Consider the following 21,008-nt stretch of genomic DNA (forward strand, 5'->3'; position numbering starts at 1 on the left):
AAACCTTAAGCCACCGTTTTTTTTGCTATTAGGTTAGCAATCGTTGGCGACATATGGCTATAATAGAAAGCGCTGAAGGTTAATGGAAGGAGAGGTTGCCGCTTGCCGAAATATTTAGTTCGAATGCTCATATTCACTTTATTGTTGGTCGCTGCCCCTGTTATCTTGATCGGGATGACCTCCTATTATATAGCCTCTCATGATATTGAGAAAAAAGTAAATGAGGGCAATCAACAGATTTTGCAGCAAAACCAAATGCGCCTTGAGCAAGTGTTTAAGAGTGTGGAAATGGCTGCGGTGCAGTATTTAAATTCATCCTTAGTGATGGACTATATTTATGATGACTTGTCCCAGGATGATTTTCAAACGATCGCCAATATATCTAAAGGGCTATATAATTTACATTCCTTGTCGGCGGTAGCGGATACGCACCTGATTAATTTGGATAATGACTGGATGATTAGTAATTACGGGTTTACATCAACGGAGGATTACGCAAATCGGGATTTATTGAATGGATATGCTGCTAACAATAAAAATTTATTCTGGCTAGCCTCGGGAGTGAAGGGGCAGGAATCAATCCGTCTGGTCGTCAAGCTGCCGATGATCGCATCTTCGACACAGCCCAAGGCTTTATTAATTATTGATATGCAACATGGCGAGCTGGAAACCTATTTGATGCAAAATACCCAATGGGGCCACATTTATGTGCTGAATCAAGACCAGGTTCCTTTTCTCTCATCCCCAGGCGCCATTGCTCTGCAGGAATCGATTAGGGATAAGCTGGTAGCGAAATCCGCAGCAGCGAGTTACTTGGAGGTGGAAGGGCTAGCTGTTAATTACCAAACCTCTGCTTATAATAATTGGACGTATGCCTCCGTCGTTTCTATTCAAGAGATCACCAAGGAATCCCGGAAAATTGCTTTGATTACGCTAAACGCATGCTTGATCATATTTGTCATGATCGCGGCAGCGGCTTTTTATGGAAGCAGGCGGATGTATACGCCAATCCGGCGCTTGTTCGTTATTATGGAGCAGCTTGGGGGCGGGTCTGGGAATCCTCAAAAGGAGGATGAATTTGCTTTTATAGAAGAGCGCTTTCATACCTTATTTAGCACGCGAAAGGAGTTTCAGCAGCAGCTTCAAGGCCAACGGGCACAGATGAAAGAGTTCTTTTTATTGAGGCTGTTTATGGGGCAAATTACAGAAAGTGAGTTTACGTATAAATGTGAGGTTTACGGATTTGCCGAGAAAGGGAAAGCTTTGGGAGTGCTCGCTTTACAAATGGACTCCCTGCATGAAACCCGTTATATGGAAAGAGATAAGGAATTACTGCTATTTGCGGTCAACAATATCGTCGGTGAATTAATTCCATCCGACCATATGATCGGAAATTTATTGTTGGACCAGTCGCAGGTTTCACTTTTATTAGGTGATTCAGAAGATCCGAAGCAGCTTGACGCCTATTTCCATGAAAGAGCGAAGCAGATTAAAGCGAAGGTGTATGAGCTGTTGCAATTGAAGGTAAGTATCGGCATCAGCCGAAGCTTTTATCGCTATACCGATGCCATGAATGGTTATGCAGAGGCGCTGGAGGCATTGAAACGTAGGATTAGCCTCGGCAATGATATTATTCTTCATTATAACGATGTGGAATCCGGACATGGGCATCGTGACCATCCAATGGCTTCAATCCATCACCTCGAGGATTATGTAGTTAATGCTCTTAAAGCAGGTGATGCTGAGGCAGTCGAGGCGCATTATGACCATTACGTGGCGTCTATTAAGGATAAAGGTATTGCCTTCAACGATTTCCAAATGATTATGATCCAATTAATCAATCGGATTTATCATATGGTACAGCAGCAGGGGGAGGCATTGGACACGTTAACAGGGTCTAACTCGGTGGTCAGGACCTTCACGAAATTGAATACGGTGGAGGACATATCGGCATGGTTTAAAACAGAGCTGTTCATACCTACGCTTGTATTTTTGAAGGAACGCGTCGATTCCCAATATATCAATATTGCCCACCAGATGATCCAAATGGTCCAGGACCGCTATGAGCAAGACATTTCGTTAGAATCCTGCGCCGCGCAGCTCAAATTTCATCCGGTTTATTTAAGCCGCGTTTTTAAGAAAGAGGTTGGTGTCACTTTTATTGAATATTTAATTGACTATCGGATGAACATGGCAAAAATGTGGCTGAAGGATACGAATCTTAAAATTACAGAAATCGCTGAACGCCTTAATTATACGAATTCCACCGGATTTATCCGCACCTTTCGCAAGGTGACCGGGATGACGCCAGGGCAATACCGTGAAGAACAAGCAAACAAATGATGGCATTGGGTTTGCTATGCTATAATGAAAGGATCAATTTTTATCGCATGGAGGTTGCACCCGATGCTTGATTTAACCTACTCAGCAATGATCCAACAAATAAGACCTTATTTTGACGCGACCATCTTGAAGCGCGGCTGGGATTATTATCGTGAAGGAGCCGTGAGGCGCCTTGAAGTAGAAAGCGATACGCTTGTTAAAGCTACTGTAGCTGGCTCAGAGAATTACTTGGTACGCTTGGATCTTGTCAACGTCCATAAATTTAAGTGTGATTGCCCTTACGGCGACTATTGTAAGCATATGGCGGCTGTATTATTCGAGGCTTTCAAGCAAATGGGGCTGGAGCCGAATCAATTTCTGAAGCCGGACCGCACCTTTCTGTCAGCTAATAAATCTGCGCGTCCATTGAGCGTTTTGCAATCGGAAATGGAGCTAGGGATTGACGAGCTCGCGGCAAGGCGTTCCCAAAAAGCCGCAGCAGCATTGGCTTCATCTCAAGCTCTCGATGGTAAAGCTGGAGTGAAGGCTAATCATGCTGGCGACGCAAAGCCCGCAGCTCCGATGAAGAAGCCCCTAATAATCGAGCCTCAGGAGTCGGGGACGGTGAAGGAATGGCAAAGCTATTTTGAGCATAAATTCGAGAAATATCCGGCCTATAGTATGCAGTCCATCGAAGAATTTTTGCCGAAGGCTAACAAAGCTTTACTTGCGTTTCATACGACTTGGCCGTCTACTTTAACCTATATATATGAGCTTCAGGTTGCCTTATTCATAATGAAGCGTGCTGATGGCCTGCAGGCTCAAATGAGCCAGCATTATTCCCATTATGCTTATCAGTATAGAGAATATTTCCGTCATATTGCCGATCATTGCCATATTAGATTGACCCAGATTATCAAAGAAATCGATCTGGAGGAAGCATGGCGCTTGTATCCTCACCTACTTGAAGAAACGGCCGCTTACTTGGCTGAGCATGCCTTCCCTAAGCTTGATTCATTTATGCGTTGGCCAAGTGTTTATAGCTTGTTATGGTCGAGCTTGTTGAAGGTTGAGGCTTGGATGGCTAAGGAGTGCAGCCGGCTAAATAGGGCTATCGATGAAAGTACGGCACCCGCCACGATTAAGGATGCGTTGCTTGTAGCCCTTCTATTATTCGATGTGCTTGCTGGGATGGATGAAAGTGCTATTCATAGAGCCAACAAGGAGCTGAGTAACAAGCATTCAGGTTTATTTTTCCCTTTCCTGCAGGTTCTGTACGCAAGTGAAGAGTGGGACCGCCTCATCCTCTGGTTGAATTGGATGCAGCCTTTGGTCAAAACCTCCGGTCCCTTATTCCTGGAGCCGTATTTAAACTACTGGCAGGAAGCCAGCAAGCGCCGCGAATTGGAGAAAGCCTGGAAAGACATGATAAGCTTCCTCCTCCCCGCAAGCTTTCCTTATTATTCGCAATTTTTGGTCAAGCATGAGCGTTACCAGGAGTGGGCAGACCTGAACCTGCTATTTTATAGATCTCCTTTAACGATCAATAAAGATATATTAAAGCTTGTGGAGGCCCATGATGTCCGCTTTCTGCTGCCGCTATATCACTTTGCCATTGAACGTTCTATCCTTGAGAAAAATAGGAGCTCCTATAAAATGGCGGTGAGGTTATTAAAGAAGCTGCACCAATTTTATAAGCGGTTAAAAGAGCTGGACCGTTGGGACCGGTATATAGCTCAGATCAGCACTCAATTCTCGCGTTACCGTGCCTTTCAAGAAGAATTACGGAAAGGAAAGCTAATTGTATGAATCTGTTAGATCCCGTATTTGTCCAGATTGAACGCTTAGAGAACGGTTCTTTTTTGTTGGTGGGCAGGTTTGATGCCCATGCCGTGTTGAGCCCGGCAGCGCTCAAAATCCGTTTGTTCGCTTGGCACCGTGCCTCTTTTTATGGCGCGGCTATTCGCCATGACCTGAATGACAGTAAGCCCGGTCTCATTCTATCCCCTTATATGGCAATGAACTACTTGGCGGCTGCCGAATCGATTTCCATGCACGGAGCCGTTACTTGGAGCGATGAGCTCCTGCTCCTGAGGAAATGGGCTGCCCTTGGCATGGAAGCGTTCGATAAGGGGTGGTATGTCCCCGCTTTCGAAGCTTGGCAGCAGCACCGGATGGACTGGAGCCTGCGGCTTCCCGAGGAGAGAAGGCACTTCTATGAGCAGTTACTTGAAGAAGCCGAGTCCCAGGGGATTACGTACTGGACCGACTGGTTCGGTCAAGCCGTCAATGAGCTGCTGGACAGCGAGCCCGATATCACGGCTGCTTGGAGCCAGCTATGCGAAGAGCAGCCCCTGCTGCAGCAGCAGGTGGATCCTAGCCTTAGCTCCGCCTACGAATGGCTCGATGAGGATGAGTGGCTGGATGCACTGGGCTGGAAGCAGGACGAGATACCTTTCCGTACTTGCCTGCAGTTGGTGGAGCCGGAGGGTGAGGGCTGGGAGCAAGAGGCTGCCCCTCAGGCTTCAATGACAAGCGATTCAACAGCTTCAACAGCTATGGGCAAGGATGTCTGGCAATTAAAGCTGCTGTTTCAAGATAAAAGAAACGCGGCTGTGCTGCATGAAATCCGCTTCGATGACAGTTCCGATGGAGGTTTCAATGAAGGCTCCGATAGGAGATCGGATGTAGGTTTCAATGCTAGACCTCATGTAAGATCTGATGCAAGCCTGCACCAGCAGGATGGGCTGCCAGTCCATTGGCTGCCTTATTATGAGCAGCAGCTAGCCAAGGATACCGCGAAGCTGCTGCGGATTGTTCCGATGCTTGGTTTTGGGAGGAAAGAGCAGCTAACAAAGCCAGTAGAACCTGAAGCACCAGCAGAGTCTTTAGCGCCATCAGAGTTTTTAGAGCCATCAGAGCCATCAGAGCTAACGGAATCAGCAGCGTTTCCAGAATCCCCAGGAGACCTCTCCTCCGTATCCAATCGGGTGGTGTCTACTCTTACGGATGACCAAGCCTGGGTCTTCATGGAAGAGAGCAGCTTGCAGCTGCTGCAAGCTGGTTATTCCGTGCTGCTTCCCTCGTGGTGGGAGGAGCTAAGGAAGCTTCGTCCGAAGCTTAAGGCGCAGCTCAAATCGTCCGCTGGAGCTGGCCGCGAATCGATGGTTGGCTTAAGCCAAATCATGCAATTCGACTGGCGGGTGGCCGTTGGCGATATCGACCTGACGGAAGAAGAATTTATGCGCATGGCTTCGGAGAAAAAACGATTAATGTATATCCGCGGCAGATGGATTCAGCTCGATCCGGCTTTTTACGAGCAAGTGCGACAAGCTATGAAGCAAATGGACCAGAAGCAGGGGCTGTCGTTCCGCGAGGTGCTGGAGCTGCATTTATTAGGGCAGGAAGATGAAGAGGCTGACGCCCATGCAGCAGCCTCGCCAGACCATAATGCCTCCGGGGAGCTTCGGATACAGGTGGAATTAAACCGCCATATGAAGCAGCTCATGAAGCAATTGCAGCAAACCAAGCAGCTCCCCATGGTCACCGCACCAAGCACACTACAAGCCGATTTGCGCCATTATCAGCTAGAGGGCTTGTCATGGCTGGTGTTTCTGCGCAAATATGGCCTAGGCGGGTGCCTAGCTGATGATATGGGACTCGGGAAGACGATCCAGTTCATAGCTTACCTGCTGCATATCAAAGAGCAAAGGGAGCAGGTAACGGGTTCTACACCACCAGCTTTGCTGATTTGCCCAACCTCGGTGCTGGGCAACTGGCAGAAGGAGCTGCAGCGCTTTGCACCTACGCTGCAGGTCCATCTCCACTATGGCTCACAGCGTGCCAAGGGTGAAGCATTCGCGGAAGCTATGCATGGCTATGACCTGGTCATTACCTCCTATTCGTTGGCCCACCTCGATGAGGAGGAGCTTTCTACGGTTCAGTGGGATACCATCTGCCTGGATGAAGCCCAAAATATTAAAAACGCCTATACCAAGCAATCCGCCGCTATCCGCAAGCTTGGAGGGAATCACCGAATCGCTTTGACGGGAACGCCGATAGAGAATCGATTGTCCGAGCTTTGGTCGATTTTCGATTTTATTAATCCCGGCTATCTGGGCAGCTTGCGGCATTTTACTCATCATTATGTGAACCCGGTCGAGCGTACACGCGACGAGGTGCGTATCGGACAGGTCCAGAAGCTGGTTCGCCCCTTTCTGCTGCGCCGCTTGAAAAAAGATCCCGCTATCCAGCTCGATTTGCCTGACAAAAATGAAATGAAAGCCTATGTCTCCTTAACTACAGAGCAAGGGGCTTTATACGAGAATGTCGTGCAAAGCTTAATGAATAAAATAGAAACGCTGAGTGGCATGGAGAAAAAAGGCTTGATTCTGGCTACCTTAACCAAGCTTAAGCAAATATGTAACCATCCGGCTTTACTACTCAAGGAAACCGGACAGGTGCCATGGGAAGACCGTTCCACCAAAATGATGCGGCTGCTCGAGATGATCGACGAGCTGAGGGCTGAGGGGGATAATTGCCTGATTTTCACACAGTTTGTCCATATGGGCCATCTATTGCAGACCGCTATCGAGAAAGAACGAGGCGAAGCCGTGCAGTTCCTTCATGGAGGCGTGCCCAAATCCAAAAGGGACGAGATGATCGCCCGTTTCCAGGACACCGAGCTTCCCACAGAACAGCAATGTGGCATCTTTATCCTCTCTCTGAAGGCGGGAGGGACAGGGCTCAACCTTACCGCTGCCAACCATGTGTTCCATTTTGACCGCTGGTGGAATCCAGCAGTCGAGAACCAGGCAACCGACCGCGCTTTTCGTATCGGGCAGACCAAGGATGTCCAGGTCCATAAATTCGTAACGCTTGGCACACTGGAGGAGCGGATCGATGAAATGATCGAACGTAAACAGGGGCTAAGCCAGCAAATTATCGGCAGCGGGGAGAACTGGGTTACAGAGATGTCAACCGATGAGCTGCGTGAAATGTTTACTTTACGCAAGGAATGGTCAGCCAAATAAGGGAGAGTGAGCAACTTGTCTGAGATTAAAACGGAGGCCGCTGACCACAAGCCGCAACGATCAAGAAAGATCAAGGAAGCACCAACACCTGATTACTTATCGCAGTTTGACCTGGCTGAAAGCCCACATTTGTCCAAGATGTCCATCTCGTGGCAACGGCTGTATGCTGCTGTAGCTAGGACGACGAAGCGTGTTTAAGTACAGCAACAGTTTAGCTGAATCATATTAGCACAGATATCCGTCGTTGCCTAAATTTTTTGAACAATGTGGAGAGGTCAGGAATCGAATAACTTGAATGAGGATGCTTAGTAGAAAAAGTTGGTATCTATAGCTTGGCTTGATATAATCTTATTAAGAAAGAACCCGTTTAGGCAAGAGAGACCTATTAGATCATTTTGATTAGGGGGTAATGTAATGGCAGTATTAATAACGGGTGGAGCGGGCTATATTGGTAGTCATACTTGTGTCGAGTTGCTAAATAGCGGTTATGAAATAATTGTAGTAGATTGTATGGTTAACAGCAATCCGGAAGCATTAAAACGTGTTCAGGAGATAACAGGTAAGAGTTTCCTTTTCTATGAGATTGATTTGCTGGATAGGGATGGTCTTAATAACATTTTCATAGAGAACAGTATCGAAACTGTTATTCATTTTGCCAGCCTGAAGGCAATTGGCGAATCCGTTCAAAATCCATTGAAATATTATCAAAATAATATTACTGGTACAATTAACTTGTGTCAAACTATGCAAGCTCATGGCGTGAAAAAGTTGGTATTCAGCTCTTCTGCAACAGTATATGGGGTGTCTGAGAATATTCCGATCACGGAAGACTTTCCTTTGTTGGCAACGAATCCTTATGGAAGAACGAAACTGATGATTGAAGAGATACTTAGAGATCTGTATTTATCAGATAATAGCTGGAGCATCACGCTTCTGCGTTATTTTAACCCGATTGGAGCTCATCCTAGCGGACTTATTGGTGAGAACCCGAACGGTGTTCCTAACAATTTGTTGCCCTACATAGCTCAAGTCGCAGTTGGTAAATTGAAGGTGCTTAATGTGTTTGGTAGCGATTATGCAACACAGGATGGTACAGGAGTTCGTGATTATATACATGTAGTGGATTTGGCAATAGGTCATTTAAAAGCACTTCAGCAAATAATCTTGGATACAGGCCGGGGCATTCATACCTATAATCTTGGTTCTGGAAAAGGATATAGTGTGCTGGAGCTGTTGAGAACATTTGAACAAGCTTCGGGCAAAACAATTCCATACAAGTTTGTAGAACGCCGACCAGGTGATGTGGGCATTTGTTATGCAGATATATTAAAAGCGAAAAAAAACCTTGGTTGGGTGGCAGAGCGAGATATTAAAGTCATGTGTGAAGATGCTTGGAATTGGCAAATTAATAATCCAAATGGTTACTAAAAATGAGCCGCATTAGCCTGAAAGATTGATGATTATTTATAGGTTGACTAAACAAAGCGGCTTATAAGGTAGCTTTCGAAGTTCTAATGATATTACGTATAGAAAATTGTGAAAAACGTTTTTCTCTTATAATAGTTGTATTCGGACATACTAGAGTGGATCATTGCGTTTTACTGAAAAACTTCAAACAAAAAAAGACCCGATACCGAAGTATCGAGTCTCTTTTTGTTTGAAAATTTGCAAACTAGTTAATGAACTGAGCTGTGCTCAAGAAACGTTTTAGAACCGTTGCCGATTGCGCACGAGTTGCATTACCTGTGGAGCCAAGCGTGTCAGCAGTCATTCCATCGATCAGACCAGCGTTAACCGCAGCAGCGATTTCTTTTTGAGCCCATACAATTTTGTTAGCATCTTTGAATTTGCTCAATACCGATTCAGTATCAGCAACATTAGTGCTGATGCTTGCATAATTCATCGCACGAATAGCAATAGCTGCTAATTCTTCACGATTAATTTGTGCATCAGGACGGAAGGTGTTGTCTTGGTAGCCATCGATCAGACCAGCAGCAGCAGCAGTTGCTACTACAGAAGCATACCAAGCATCAGACTTCACATCAGTAAAGTAAGTTGAAGCACTTACAGGAGTCAAACCAAGGGAACGAACAGCTAGTGCAGCAAACTCAGCACGAGTGATATTACGTTCTGGTTCAAAAGTTGTATCGGAAGAACCTTCAACAACCAGCTTGTTAGCTAGAAGCTCAACATCAGCTTTGGACCAATGGGAAGCAACATCGCCGAAGCTTTTGTTCGTTTCAATAACGGTATAAATACTGTTGCCATTACGTTTCAAGGTAGCAGTATTTTTAGCGTCTGTTGTGCTGAACGTAGCAGGAACAAAGCTTAATTTCTTAGTGGACTCGTCGTAGAGAACACCTGTCGTTTTGCTGGAATCAACAGCTTTGGAAACATTGACGGAACGGGAAACAAAGGTTTTACCGAAGTCAACAGGAGTCGTTTTGCTGTCCTTGTCGATACCTACTACGTTAAAATCTACTGCATCCGCTAATTGTGTACCGCCAGCAGCCGTAGCAGCAGCTTTAACTTCATCAGCAACAGCTGTAGTTACTTTAGCAATAGTAATCTTGATTCTCAAATCTTTAACTTCGATACCAAGTGCTTTAGCCAATGCATCCAAGTTGAATACGGACACAGGCAATACATAAGTGCCGGAATCATTAGTAACCGTAATCGTTCTTGCACCATTTCCGACTAATGCGGATGCTGGAAGCAATGCTGTAGTACCGGAAAGCTTCAATGTAACATCACCAGCTGCTAAACCATTGGATAAAGCATTAGCATCGATGGAGCCATCACTGTTTACATAAATTCCGCCTGTGCTAACACCGCCGCCACCACCGCCACCGCCGCTACTTCCGCCGCCACCTAAGTTGGTGTTGTATACGGTTTGGTAAACGCTAGAAGTTACTTCTTGCAATTTTACGTAATTAAAACGGCTATTGGTAGTGTAGCTAAATGGATATCTGTACACGCCTTCTGCTGCATCATAAGTATATGTAGCAGTTGTTGCAGTGTTTAGATAATTTCCATATTGATCAAAAACTTTTACTTGTGCACCAACACCTGTAGTATCATACGTAGTGGAATAAACGGAACCATTTACTGTAAATCCACTGTAAGAAGGAGCCGGAGTTGTTGTAAAACTGCCAGTTGCAGCAAAAGCCAAGACAGGAACGGTGATAGCGGTAATAAGTGACAAAGAAAGTACTGAAGATAATTTAGTAACAAAAGTACGATTTAACACGGTATTCCTCCTATTTGTTTCTCTATTAGTTTGGTCTTGCAAATTTTCATTCGCCATTTTTGTTTCACCTCCCTTCCAGCGATATATGTTAACAAGGCTTGTGCCAATGTTAAATCTAGTCGAACCATGTTGATAATAAATTTGAACAAGCAATTTTCATTTTATCACCATAATGTTATTTATGGTAGCCTTTTGGGAAAAAAAGAGTGCTTCCAATTATAGGGACGTAATTTATACTAAAAAGTTGCGTTTACGAGCTTATTTATCTCCTCACGTTCTTTGGGATCCTTTGCTATCAATTTATCTAGTAAGGGTTGGTCTGCTTTATTTTGTTTTTGCAGGGAGGCTAAATACCAGCGAGCCATCTGCAGATTGGCCTGATCGTCGAACTGCTCGGTTAGGTTAAACTTCAGGAAGCCTTCGGCTGCAGAATAATTAGCATTTATATAATAAATTTGACCTAATGTTAAAGCCATATTTTTGGTCAAGCCAAATGCGCGGCCTTGGCTTTGCTCCTTGGGTAAAGCTTCGAGTATTTTGGTTTTTTCTTGGATTTTGTTATAGATGGCAATACTTTGATTCCAGTATTGATCCTTCAGCGCATTGTTCTTTTCCATTCGAGCCTTATTGCCCAGATCAAAGTTAAGCGATATAGCCTTTTCATACAGCGTGATATCCCATGGAAAATTAATGATTTCCTGGTCAACAAGCTCTAAAGCTTGAGGAAATTGTTCTTTTATCATTAAAGTCTGTGCTTCTTTTTCGATTAAACTTCTATTAAAATGTTCCTTTTTTCTTGTCTGTTGAATTAAACTAACTGCTTCATTATAATATTTCTCATCTTTGGTTTGGTTGTACACTTGTAAAAGAATATCAGTTTTATATGAAACATATTCAGGATGATTGCTATGCTTTTTAAGTGCAACATCAAGAAGAGGAAAAACTTCGTTAATGCTTTTATTATTTTGTGCTTGATTTACGGCATTTTGGAAATTACTGTTAGCATTTAATAATTGTGAAGCATTAAAGAACATAAATAAGGAGATAACGAGTAACAGGGATGGGTAAATCCATCTATATTTCTCAATAATACCCCACTTTGAACCTAGCAATCCAATGTTGATTTTTGAAATCATAGATCCTAATGATAGGAATAATACAATTCCTAGATATACATAACTTAAATCAAAGTCGATCATACTATGAATAAGCAAAGAAATAGCAATAATGTAGAATACAAAACGGAATTCATCAGTTTGCGATTTATTCGTGATAAAGCTTCTAATGAAAATATAAAATATGGCTCCTAGCACCAATAACAAGATGGCAAACCCTATTGCACCCACTTCTACCAAATATTGAAGAAAGAAATTATGGGCTTGACGACTAACGTAAGGGTTATTTTGGTATTTCTCATATAGAGCAGACCAAGCGCCTCCACCTGCACCTATAACAGGATAATCTTTATATAATTTGATTGCATCGGCATAGAAAGTGCCTCTTTCCAATACGCTGTGCTGCTGGAAATTAATGTTTTCTACACGAGTTTTAATATTTTCTGGAAGAAGTTTTGTGATCCCGGTATCTTGAAATAAAAGGATAATACTGATGGTGCCAATGATTAAAGCTGTCACCGGTATAATAAGGTTGATAAAGCGCTTTTCCTGAAATTTAATTAATTTGTTTTGAATATACCCAGCAAGAAATTTTTGAATGACAAAAGCAATTCCTGCGTTTATCAAGGAGGCAACTATAATGATTGCCCAACCTTGGAAAGAGAGTGAAGAGGTAAATTGTTTATTAATCTCAATACCAATCGTAGTCACTTTACTTAGAACTAGCAACGAAACACCAAAAGACAATATGATGTGGATAATAAACAATAACTGTCTCTGTGGCTTTAAGAAGGGGAGAATAAATAATAACACTACTGGCAAAATAACTAAGCCACCTCTAGAAAGAGTAAGGAAGAAGGAAACAATAATTATTATTGACATAAAACTATGAATAAGAGTCATGATCCATTTTTTGGAGGTGATAACCAAATAAATCGAGCACAGCATTAGTGCAATAAGAAAAGCAGCGTAAGAGTTCGCATATTGAAATACTGAGGTTAGTCGAACTCCATTGGAATCTGTCATTATTGCATCTCTGTAGAAACTTTGACTGGTACCATCCGCAATAAACATTTTGACTAAACTGAATATTACTTCTTTATTGCCGAACCAGTTAGCTAACCCAAATATAACGATAAAATATCCAGAGGCTATGAGCCCACCTCGAGTAATGGCAACACCCAAATCGCTTCTACTCAAATAAATGCCAAGTAAAAAGAAAATAACGTACACCAACTGGATATAGATGATATTGACAGCGTAGTAGGAGGAAGCAGCAGATACCAACGAAATAATAAACGTTAAGGGTATAAGCCATATTATTAAACTTAATAAATCGGAGGCATGTTTGAACCTCCAGTTGTAGAATAAGAAAATAGAAACTAAAAACAGAATGATGGCGCCCCACAAAAAGGAGCTATAGAGCGGTCTTTCAAAGTCAAAGGTGTTGCCGTTGAATAAGGCTTTCTGGAAGGGTGCCCAAAATAAAAAGAGTGTGGTGAAGGTAGTTAATATCCAAAATAGTATAGATGATTTTGGAGACGATTCAAGATGGTTTGACGTATTATTTGCGCTTTTATAGACCATTTCGTATTTCTCCTTCTACATTAAAATCTATTGGTATTTTAACACAATATAGCACGCATCAAAACCAAAATCACCATCCGATAAGCTGAGAAATTTTTGCATCTAGTATTAGGGGCTTATGTTTGGTAGAATTAAACCTGAATTAAATCGCTTAAATACCAAATTTCGACAAGTTTCTTTTGATTTTATATAATAACACAAATAATATTGAGAATAGGTTGGTTGTGATATGTTTTTAAATCCTTTTATAATCCTGAAGAATCTATGGAGTCATAAAGAATTAATTAAAAGCTTTTCCAAACGAGAAGTCATTTCCAAATATAAAGGATCCATTCTTGGAATTATGTGGTCATTTATTACTCCATTACTTATGCTTGCCGTATATACATTTGTTTTCAGTGAAGTTTTTAATGCAAAGTGGGGTACGGGTAGTGATAGTAAAATTGAATTTGCTATCATAATTTTTTGTGGATTAATCACTTTTAGTATATTTGGTGATGTTATTAGTCGTTCTCCTTATTTGATATTAGGTAATGCCAATTATGTGAAGAAAGTTGTATTCCCTTTGGAAATACTTCCAGTGGTAGCATTGGGCTCTGCTTTAATTAATAGTTTAATAAGTATGGGTATATTAATTGTGTGTGTTGGTATTTTCATGAATGCTATTCATTGGACTTTGATATTTATTCCACTTGTGTTGTGCCCGTTGATGTTGTTGTCTCTAGGCTTGGGTTGGCTATTATCATCATTAGGCGTCTATCTTAGGGATATTGCACAGGTAATAACGATAGCAGTACAAGCGCTGATGCTCTTAAGTCCAATATTTTATCCAGTAACTTCTATTCCTAAAGATTTGCTTTTTATATATTATTTCAATCCAGTTGGTTATGTTGTTGAGGATATGAGAAGGGTTATGATTTGGGGACAAATGCCTGATTGGAATGTTTGGGGTATAGAAATGATTATTGGACTAGTCGTTTTCTACTTAGGATATATATGGTTTCACAAAACAAAGTCAGGGTTTGCAGATGTGATCTAGCTTTCCAGAATGGAGGTTCTTTTGTGGAGAAGGTTTCAATTAGTGTTAATAACGTTAGCAAAACTTATAGAATATATAATAATCCACAGGATCGATTGATGCAGTCTATTTTTAGAGGAAATCGGCAATACTTTAAAGAGTTTAGAGCTTTGAAAAATATAACATTTGAAGTAAGAAAAGGTGAAACTGTTGGTATTATTGGAAGAAATGGATCGGGTAAGAGTACTTTACTGCAGATAATCGCGGGAACTCTCCAAGCTACGGAAGGCAATATTAATGTGAACGGGCGCGTTGCAGCTCTACTCGAATTGGGAAGTGGTTTTAATCCTGATTTCACAGGGAGAGAGAATGTTTATTTAAATGGGGCCATACTAGGCATAAACAGAGCGGAAATGGAAAAACGATTTGACGACATTACTTCTTTTGCAGATATAGGGGATTATATTGATCAACCGGTTAAAACATATTCAAGCGGTATGTATGTAAGGCTGGCCTTTGCTGTTGCTATAAGTGTAGATCCTGATATCCTGATCGTCGATGAAGCATTGGCTGTCGGTGATGGTCGTTTTCAATTAAAATGCTTTGAACGGATTAAAACCCTAAAAGAATCAGGTACTACCATCCTATTGGTTACCCATGATTTGCAATCAATTCGACAATTCTGTGATCAATGTCTATTGTTTGACAAAGGAAAGCTTCTAGATCAAGGAACGCCTAATGATATTGTTAACAAATACACTAAAATTTTATTTTCAAGTGCTGACTCGGAACTAACTGAACATATAGAGCCTTCTGAAGAAGCAAACAGCTTCCAAGGCGCTAATACTAATGATGAAGATCAACGAAAAACAGATGGAAAAGAATATAGATATGGTAATGGTCAAGGAAGTATTGATAAGGTAGATATATTGGATATAACAGGACAATCCATAGAAATGTTGACAACCTGTGATGAAGTCACAATTGCTATGGATATAACAGCAGGTAAAGAAATCGCTAAACCCATTTATGCCGTTACTATTAAATCGGTTAAAGGCTTAGAGGTTTATGGAACAAATACTTATTTTCAGAATTACCCTTTTGAAGCTCTTCAACCTAATCAAACTATTCATGTTGAATTTAAGCATCGAATGGCATTAGCTCCCGGGATCTATTTTATTTCTTTTGGTTTTGTGGAGTTATTAAAAGAAGAGATAGTTCCTCTTGATAGACGTTATGATGCCATAGAAATAAAGGTTTTGCCTCAGGGTAGCGATCGTAGCTTTGGCATAGCTAATCTTGATTCCAGAATTACGATCAGCCACCTTGAGAAACAACAGTTATGAAGGAACAAGGTGAAATGATGAACATTAGAGACATTATCTATGACAATGGACAGGTTGACATTGAATCAGATAATTTTGTGATAGAAAGTAATTACACGGGGAAATATGCGGATTTAAGCAGTGAACATGAAGCGGAAATGGTCACTATGATGAGCGATAGACCTTGGAAAGATGTAATTGCAGAAAGCTTTAAAGATCATTCGCCATGGCTTTATAAGATCATTACAGATACTGGTCGTTCTTTATTTCTAGATGTACTTGATATTCCTAAAAACGGCTTGTATTTAGATGTTGGATCAGGCTGGGGTCAGGTGTGTATCCCGTTAGGGCGCTATGGTAATTCAGTAGCACTTGATTTAACCTATAACAGGCTTAATATCCTCAAAAGCATTGCTACTCAAGAATCAGTGCCATTACAATATGTTCAAGGCAATTTCTTGAGTTTTCCATTTTTGGAGGGGATTTTTGATGCTATTGTCTTCAATGGCTCATTAGAATGGATTGGTGTTGGCCGCGAAGAAGGGGCCTCGATTAGAGAGGTTCAGATAGAAGCCTTGAAGAAAGCATACCGGCTCTTGAAGCCTGGGGGAATGATCTATATTGGAATTGAAAACAGTATGGGGTTAAAATATATTCTTGGCGCGGCGGATGATCATACAGGTCTCATCCATCATACTTTTCTCGAAGAGAAGCTGGCTGAAGTTAATTTTCTTACTAAAACCGATGGCGAACAATTACCTTCTAAGACTTGGAGCCTAGAAGAATATAAAGAGATGATTGGCGAGTCGGGTCTTGAATTAGAGAAAGTTTATGGATGCTTTCCTGATTATAAGCTTATCCGACAAATGATAGACTTAAGATCTATTAATGAAGTATTGAAAAAGGGTCTGCCAGTTTTGGAACATTTGGGTACTAATGGGATATCTTTCGAGAAAAATAATGAGCTAAATGAAATTTATAAAGTGTTATCCAAAAACAAAATTGCACAAAGCTTTTGTCCATCTTATGGCTTTATTTTACGTAAAAGGAGTTAATTATGGAATTAATCAAAGCACTATTGCATGTTGGGTTATGCTCAGAATCAGAAAAGGAATCTATTGTATTTAATCTCCAAATTAGTGATGGAATAAGAAATGAAAAAGCGCAGAGCTTGCGTTATTTTGTATACAAAAATACAATTCCGTTATGTTCTGTGAAAAAAATTCCGCGGTACGGTATATTTGATTTGCAATCAATTATTCAAATGCAGAGTAGAGTTAGAGGATTCATTGGTTATACAGCACCTGAAATTTACGGGATTTATGAAACACCTACTAACATATATATTGTTGAGGAATATTTAACTAACACTTCTACACTGTATACCTTACTTAATGGAAATTTACTCACAGAAGAAAGAGTTGTAATGATATTCGAACATTTATTTAAGGAAATTCATCAGTCTGATGAAGCAATTGATGAAAATCTTCTTTCTCAAGAAATAGATATATTTATAAATACAGCTAACAGTCTAAGCATACCAGAGATTCTGATTTCAAAACTTCAAGAACAAGTCAATGAGGATATAACTACTTTGGTTAAAAGACCAGTGTTAAGCTCAATGGACATAACTACCAAGAATATTTTAATCTCTGAAGATAATAAATTTATGGTTGTCGATTTTGATTTAAGTCGGAAAACACATTTCTGGTGGATAGATATTTGGCGGAGTGAGTTTTTTACTCAAGGTTTACATTTGGAAAATCTAAAAAAAGAAATATTTACTAAAGAAGTGAAATTTAGTTTTATTGACTTATTATTTTATTTAAATGAAGTGGCACTTGCTCAAAATGTACTTAGTAATAATGAGTACGAACAAACATATAAGATATATAGAGATACCACTCTTAATTATTTTAAATCATGGATAACTGATATGGAAAATCCCGAGAAATATTTGGAGACGATCGAATCCACGTCAATTGAATCTATTAATTTTTCAAACCCATTAAAGTCAGAACTCTTTTATTCGGATTACTTGCAATTATATTGGTCTGAAAGCCTAGAATTTTTAGAAGAAGATTCTACAAAGGTGGAGCAAAGTGAGCAAAATGATTTCTCGCAATTTATTTTTGAAGTTCCTTCAAATAGTAAATTCATTAGATTAGACCCTCATAATAAACCTTGCTCAATAACAATTAAATCACTCCGTCTACTTATGGATGATCAAATTACCCATGAAATTAATCATGAAACTAAATTTAATGAATTTATTTCAACTAATGGATTATATCAATTAGAAAATTTGGGGAATGATTGTTACGAAGTTGTTTCTTTAAATGATGATCCTCAGATAATAATTAAACTCCCTGATGAATCGATCAAAACAATAAATAAGACCAATTTAAAAGTAATAATTGAAATGAAATTTATTAATGATATATCATCAGTAATTTTAAATACTTTGGAGCAAAAAGCGATCCAATCTTTATTACTAAGTGAAGAACTAAATAATACTAAAGATGAATTATTACAATTGAATCAAAATTATGCTCAGATAAACGACACATACATCAAAGCTTTGGATAATTTGAAGGTTTTAGTAGATTCTGTGAAAACGTATGAAGAGTCTCATCAAATAAATAATATGGAAATCATTAGGCTGAGGAATGAACTTAATGAATCTATAAAAAAGGAAAACAATCAGCAAAAAGATCTCTCACAAATTAGAAATGAAATCAATATTTTGAAGAATACAAATTCTTGGAAAATTACACGACCTTTACGCACATTTGGTAAATTAGTGTATAATTTTAGGGATATTTATGATGTAATAACTCAAAAAGCTTATAATTTTAAATTGCTACCTAAGCATGATTTATTAAAACTTTCAGAAATGGGCAGTTGGAGGAGTACGGGTAGTGACCCTCATTTTATATTAGAGGGAACTATTCCTAAGGGTTGGGTAAAGATTAAATGGACGTCATGCTCTAATGAAAATATTCCTTTGAAATTGTACTGGGATGATGGAAATGGTATGTCTGAAAATAGTAGTACAGTAATAGGAACTATAAAAACAGGAGATACACTGACCCAAACTAATTTTATTCTTTTAAATCATGCAGTTAGCAAACTTCGACTGGATCCCGGTGACATTGAATCAGAATTTGTTCTGGAAGATATAGGGCTCTACAAATCCAGTCGATTCCATATTATTTGGAATTCTGCATTTAACTATATTAAATATCGTGGATTTTCCATTGCTACTTTAAACCTTATGATAAAAAAAACATGGAATATATACAATAAGCAAGGCTTCAAAGGTGTTTGGAACAAAGTGAAATTTGGATTGAATCAGAATGGTTTAAACCATAATGCTGTAAATTACAATGTATGGCTGCAAGCAAACGCTGAATTATCAGATGCTAAGAGATTATCTATACTGGAAGAAATTGAGCATTTTAGCTATAAACCTTTGATATCAATTATTATGCCTGTATATAATGTTGATGAAGAATGGTTGATCAAATGTATAGAATCGGTTAGGAATCAATTGTATGTTAACTGGGAGCTTTGTATTGCTGATGATGCATCACCAAAGCCACATGTTAGAAAGGTATTAGAGTCTTACCTAGCTCTTGATGATAGAATTAAAGTTATGTTTAGACCTCAGAATGGTCATATTTCAGAAGCATCAAATTCTGCATTAGAGTTAGTAACAGGAGAGTTTGTAGCTCTTCTTGATCATGATGACGAAATAACGATAGATGCGTTGTATGAAAATGTCTACTTACTCAATCAGCATCCTGAGGCAGATATGATCTACAGTGATGAGGACAAAATCAGTGTGGAAGGAGAACGGCATTCTCCATTTTTTAAACCAGATTGGTCACCAGATACAATCCTTTCCCAAATGTATGCTTGCCATCTTGGTGTATATAGAACCAAGCTTGTACGCGAAATTGGAGGATTTAGAAAAGGATATGAAGGAAGCCAAGACTACGATCTGGTACTACGGCTTTCAGAACACACAGATAAAATACATCATATTCCTAAAATTTTATATCATTGGAGATCGATACCTGAATCAACTGCATCAGGGGTTGGAGCTAAGGATTATACAAAGGATGCAGGCTTCAAGGCGCTAACCGATGCAATAACGCGAAGAGAAATAAATGGGTGGGTCGAACCCTCTGATATACCTAACCTTTACATTATTCATTATGAACCGGTTAACGAGCCAAAGATTTCTATTATCATACCTACCAGAAATATGGCAGCGATGTTAGATCAATGTTTAAGCTCAATATACGAGAAAACAGTCTACAGAAATTTCGAAATAATTATTATAGATAATGGCAGCAATGAACAAGCAACGTTTGATATATTCAAAAAGTGGGAGCAAAATGAACCTGACAAGTTTAAAGTGTTACACTTAGATATCCCATTTAATTATTCCAAGTTGAATAACGAAGCAGTTAAAGTAGCGCAAGGGGAATTAATATTACTATTAAATAATGATATCGAAGTGATTACACCGAATTGGCTTAATGAAATGGCAGGACAAGCAATTAGATCTAATATTGGAGCTGTTGGTGCCAATTTATTATACCCTGATAACACTATTCAGCATGCCGGAATAATTCTCGGGATTGGTGGGATCGCTGGTCATAGCCACAAATACTTTGATATTAAGAATCCAGGGTATTTCTCCAGACTTAGAATGATTACCAATTACTCAGCTGTAACCGCGGCTTGTCTAATGCTTAGAAGAGAGATTTATGAAGAAGTAGGAGGATTAGACGAATCTCTTACTGTTGCATTTAATGATGTTGACTTTTGTCTTAAAATAAGAGAAAAGGGATATAACATTGTATGGTTACCACAGGTGCAATTATATCATTACGAATCGAAAAGTCGCGGGCAAGAGGATACCTCAGAAAAACAAGAAAGATTTAAAAGTGAAATTGAATTTATGCAAAAAAGATGGGGAGAACGCCTCACGACAGATCCTTATTACAATCCCAATCTTACTTTGCAGCATGAAGACTTTAGTTTGAAACTATAAAGAATATCAATGATGAAAATTGGTTTGTGTAAATAGTTGACATTTATTGCTCTCATCATATTTAAAAGAGGTCTCGTTTAACGTCGATTTCGGTTTAATTCACCCATTTGTCTTAAAAATATTAAATGTTAAATACGGATACGTCCATTGGGGCTTAGAGCTTGAAAAGAATGGAGTAGCCGGTACAAGTTGCAAGCTATGGGGGATTGCCGTAATTCGTACTAACTGCAAAGGACTTCGAATTAAAGAACGGGAGATGAAGACGTAAACTTGTGAATTTTAGTGAAAAT

General features: G+C 40.0%; 11 protein-coding genes. 9 read left to right on the plus strand and 2 right to left on the minus strand.

What is annotated here, in order from left to right:
* Positions 1-102 precede the first annotated feature (102 nt).
* The 5 genes from G9U52_RS31165 (at position 103) to galE (ending at position 8,783) form a co-directional block, all read left to right on the plus strand.
* On the plus strand, positions 103-2,343 hold the full coding sequence (locus G9U52_RS31165; RefSeq protein ID WP_166155035.1) for a helix-turn-helix transcriptional regulator: 2,241 nt from the start codon (positions 103-105) through the stop codon (positions 2,341-2,343).
* Between the two features lie 63 nt (positions 2,344-2,406).
* On the plus strand, positions 2,407-4,131 hold the full coding sequence (locus G9U52_RS31170; protein ID WP_166155037.1) for an SWIM zinc finger family protein: 1,725 nt from the start codon (positions 2,407-2,409) through the stop codon (positions 4,129-4,131).
* Positions 4,128-7,355: a DEAD/DEAH box helicase gene (locus tag G9U52_RS31175; protein WP_243767666.1), complete on the plus strand. Its 3,228-nt coding sequence runs from the start codon at positions 4,128-4,130 to the stop codon at positions 7,353-7,355. Before G9U52_RS31170 ends, G9U52_RS31175 begins: the two co-directional genes overlap by 4 nt.
* 15 nt (positions 7,356-7,370) lie before the next feature.
* Complete coding sequence (locus G9U52_RS31180) at positions 7,371-7,553, plus strand: hypothetical protein (RefSeq protein WP_166155039.1); 183 nt, start codon at positions 7,371-7,373, stop codon at positions 7,551-7,553.
* A 216-nt stretch (positions 7,554-7,769) separates the two neighbouring features.
* The gene (gene galE / locus G9U52_RS31185; protein WP_166155041.1) at positions 7,770-8,783 is read left to right on the plus strand and encodes a UDP-glucose 4-epimerase GalE; all 1,014 of its coding nucleotides are present in this window, start codon (positions 7,770-7,772) and stop codon (positions 8,781-8,783) included.
* Between the two features lie 244 nt (positions 8,784-9,027).
* On the opposite strand, the gene G9U52_RS31190 is transcribed toward galE, so the two are convergent.
* On the minus strand, positions 9,028-10,662 hold the full coding sequence (locus G9U52_RS31190; protein WP_166155043.1) for an S-layer homology domain-containing protein: 1,635 nt from the start codon (positions 10,660-10,662) through the stop codon (positions 9,028-9,030).
* 179 nt (positions 10,663-10,841) lie between these two features.
* Positions 10,842-13,307 (minus strand): O-antigen ligase family protein, encoded by a 2,466-nt coding sequence (locus G9U52_RS31195; protein WP_166155045.1) that lies wholly within the window; start codon positions 13,305-13,307, stop codon positions 10,842-10,844.
* A gap of 229 nt (positions 13,308-13,536) precedes the next feature.
* Between G9U52_RS31195 and G9U52_RS31200 the strand changes: the two genes are divergently transcribed.
* From G9U52_RS31200 to G9U52_RS40365, 4 genes are read left to right on the plus strand one after another with little or no spacing between them, the layout of a single operon-like run.
* On the plus strand, positions 13,537-14,346 hold the full coding sequence (locus G9U52_RS31200; protein WP_166155047.1) for an ABC transporter permease: 810 nt from the start codon (positions 13,537-13,539) through the stop codon (positions 14,344-14,346).
* Positions 14,347-14,369: 23 nt separating this feature from the next.
* Positions 14,370-15,671 (plus strand): ABC transporter ATP-binding protein, encoded by a 1,302-nt coding sequence (locus G9U52_RS31205; protein WP_311764948.1) that lies wholly within the window; start codon positions 14,370-14,372, stop codon positions 15,669-15,671.
* On the plus strand, positions 15,668-16,705 hold the full coding sequence (locus G9U52_RS31210; protein ID WP_166155051.1) for a class I SAM-dependent methyltransferase: 1,038 nt from the start codon (positions 15,668-15,670) through the stop codon (positions 16,703-16,705). Before G9U52_RS31205 ends, G9U52_RS31210 begins: the two co-directional genes overlap by 4 nt.
* Before the next feature lie 2 nt (positions 16,706-16,707).
* Positions 16,708-20,718, plus strand: coding sequence for a glycosyltransferase family 2 protein (locus G9U52_RS40365; protein ID WP_243767667.1), 4,011 nt, complete (start codon positions 16,708-16,710; stop codon positions 20,716-20,718).
* Positions 20,719-21,008 lie beyond the last annotated feature (290 nt).

Origin of the sequence: Paenibacillus agricola, assembly GCF_011440305.1 — a bacterium.
Lineage (GTDB): Bacteria > Bacillota > Bacilli > Paenibacillales > NBRC-103111 > Paenibacillus_S > Paenibacillus_S agricola.

Coding starts and splice junctions, on each gene's coding strand:
- G9U52_RS40365 (WP_243767667.1), top strand. CDS start 16,708: ATGGAATTAATCAAAGCACTATTGCATGTTGGGTTATGCTCAGAATCA.
- G9U52_RS31195 (WP_166155045.1), bottom strand. CDS start 13,307: ATGGTCTATAAAAGCGCAAATAATACGTCAAACCATCTTGAATCGTCT.
- G9U52_RS31170 (WP_166155037.1), top strand. CDS start 2,407: ATGCTTGATTTAACCTACTCAGCAATGATCCAACAAATAAGACCTTAT.
- G9U52_RS31190 (WP_166155043.1), bottom strand. CDS start 10,662: ATGGCGAATGAAAATTTGCAAGACCAAACTAATAGAGAAACAAATAGG.
- G9U52_RS31210 (WP_166155051.1), top strand. CDS start 15,668: ATGAAGGAACAAGGTGAAATGATGAACATTAGAGACATTATCTATGAC.
- G9U52_RS31200 (WP_166155047.1), top strand. CDS start 13,537: ATGTTTTTAAATCCTTTTATAATCCTGAAGAATCTATGGAGTCATAAA.
- galE (WP_166155041.1), top strand. CDS start 7,770: ATGGCAGTATTAATAACGGGTGGAGCGGGCTATATTGGTAGTCATACT.
- G9U52_RS31175 (WP_243767666.1), top strand. CDS start 4,128: ATGAATCTGTTAGATCCCGTATTTGTCCAGATTGAACGCTTAGAGAAC.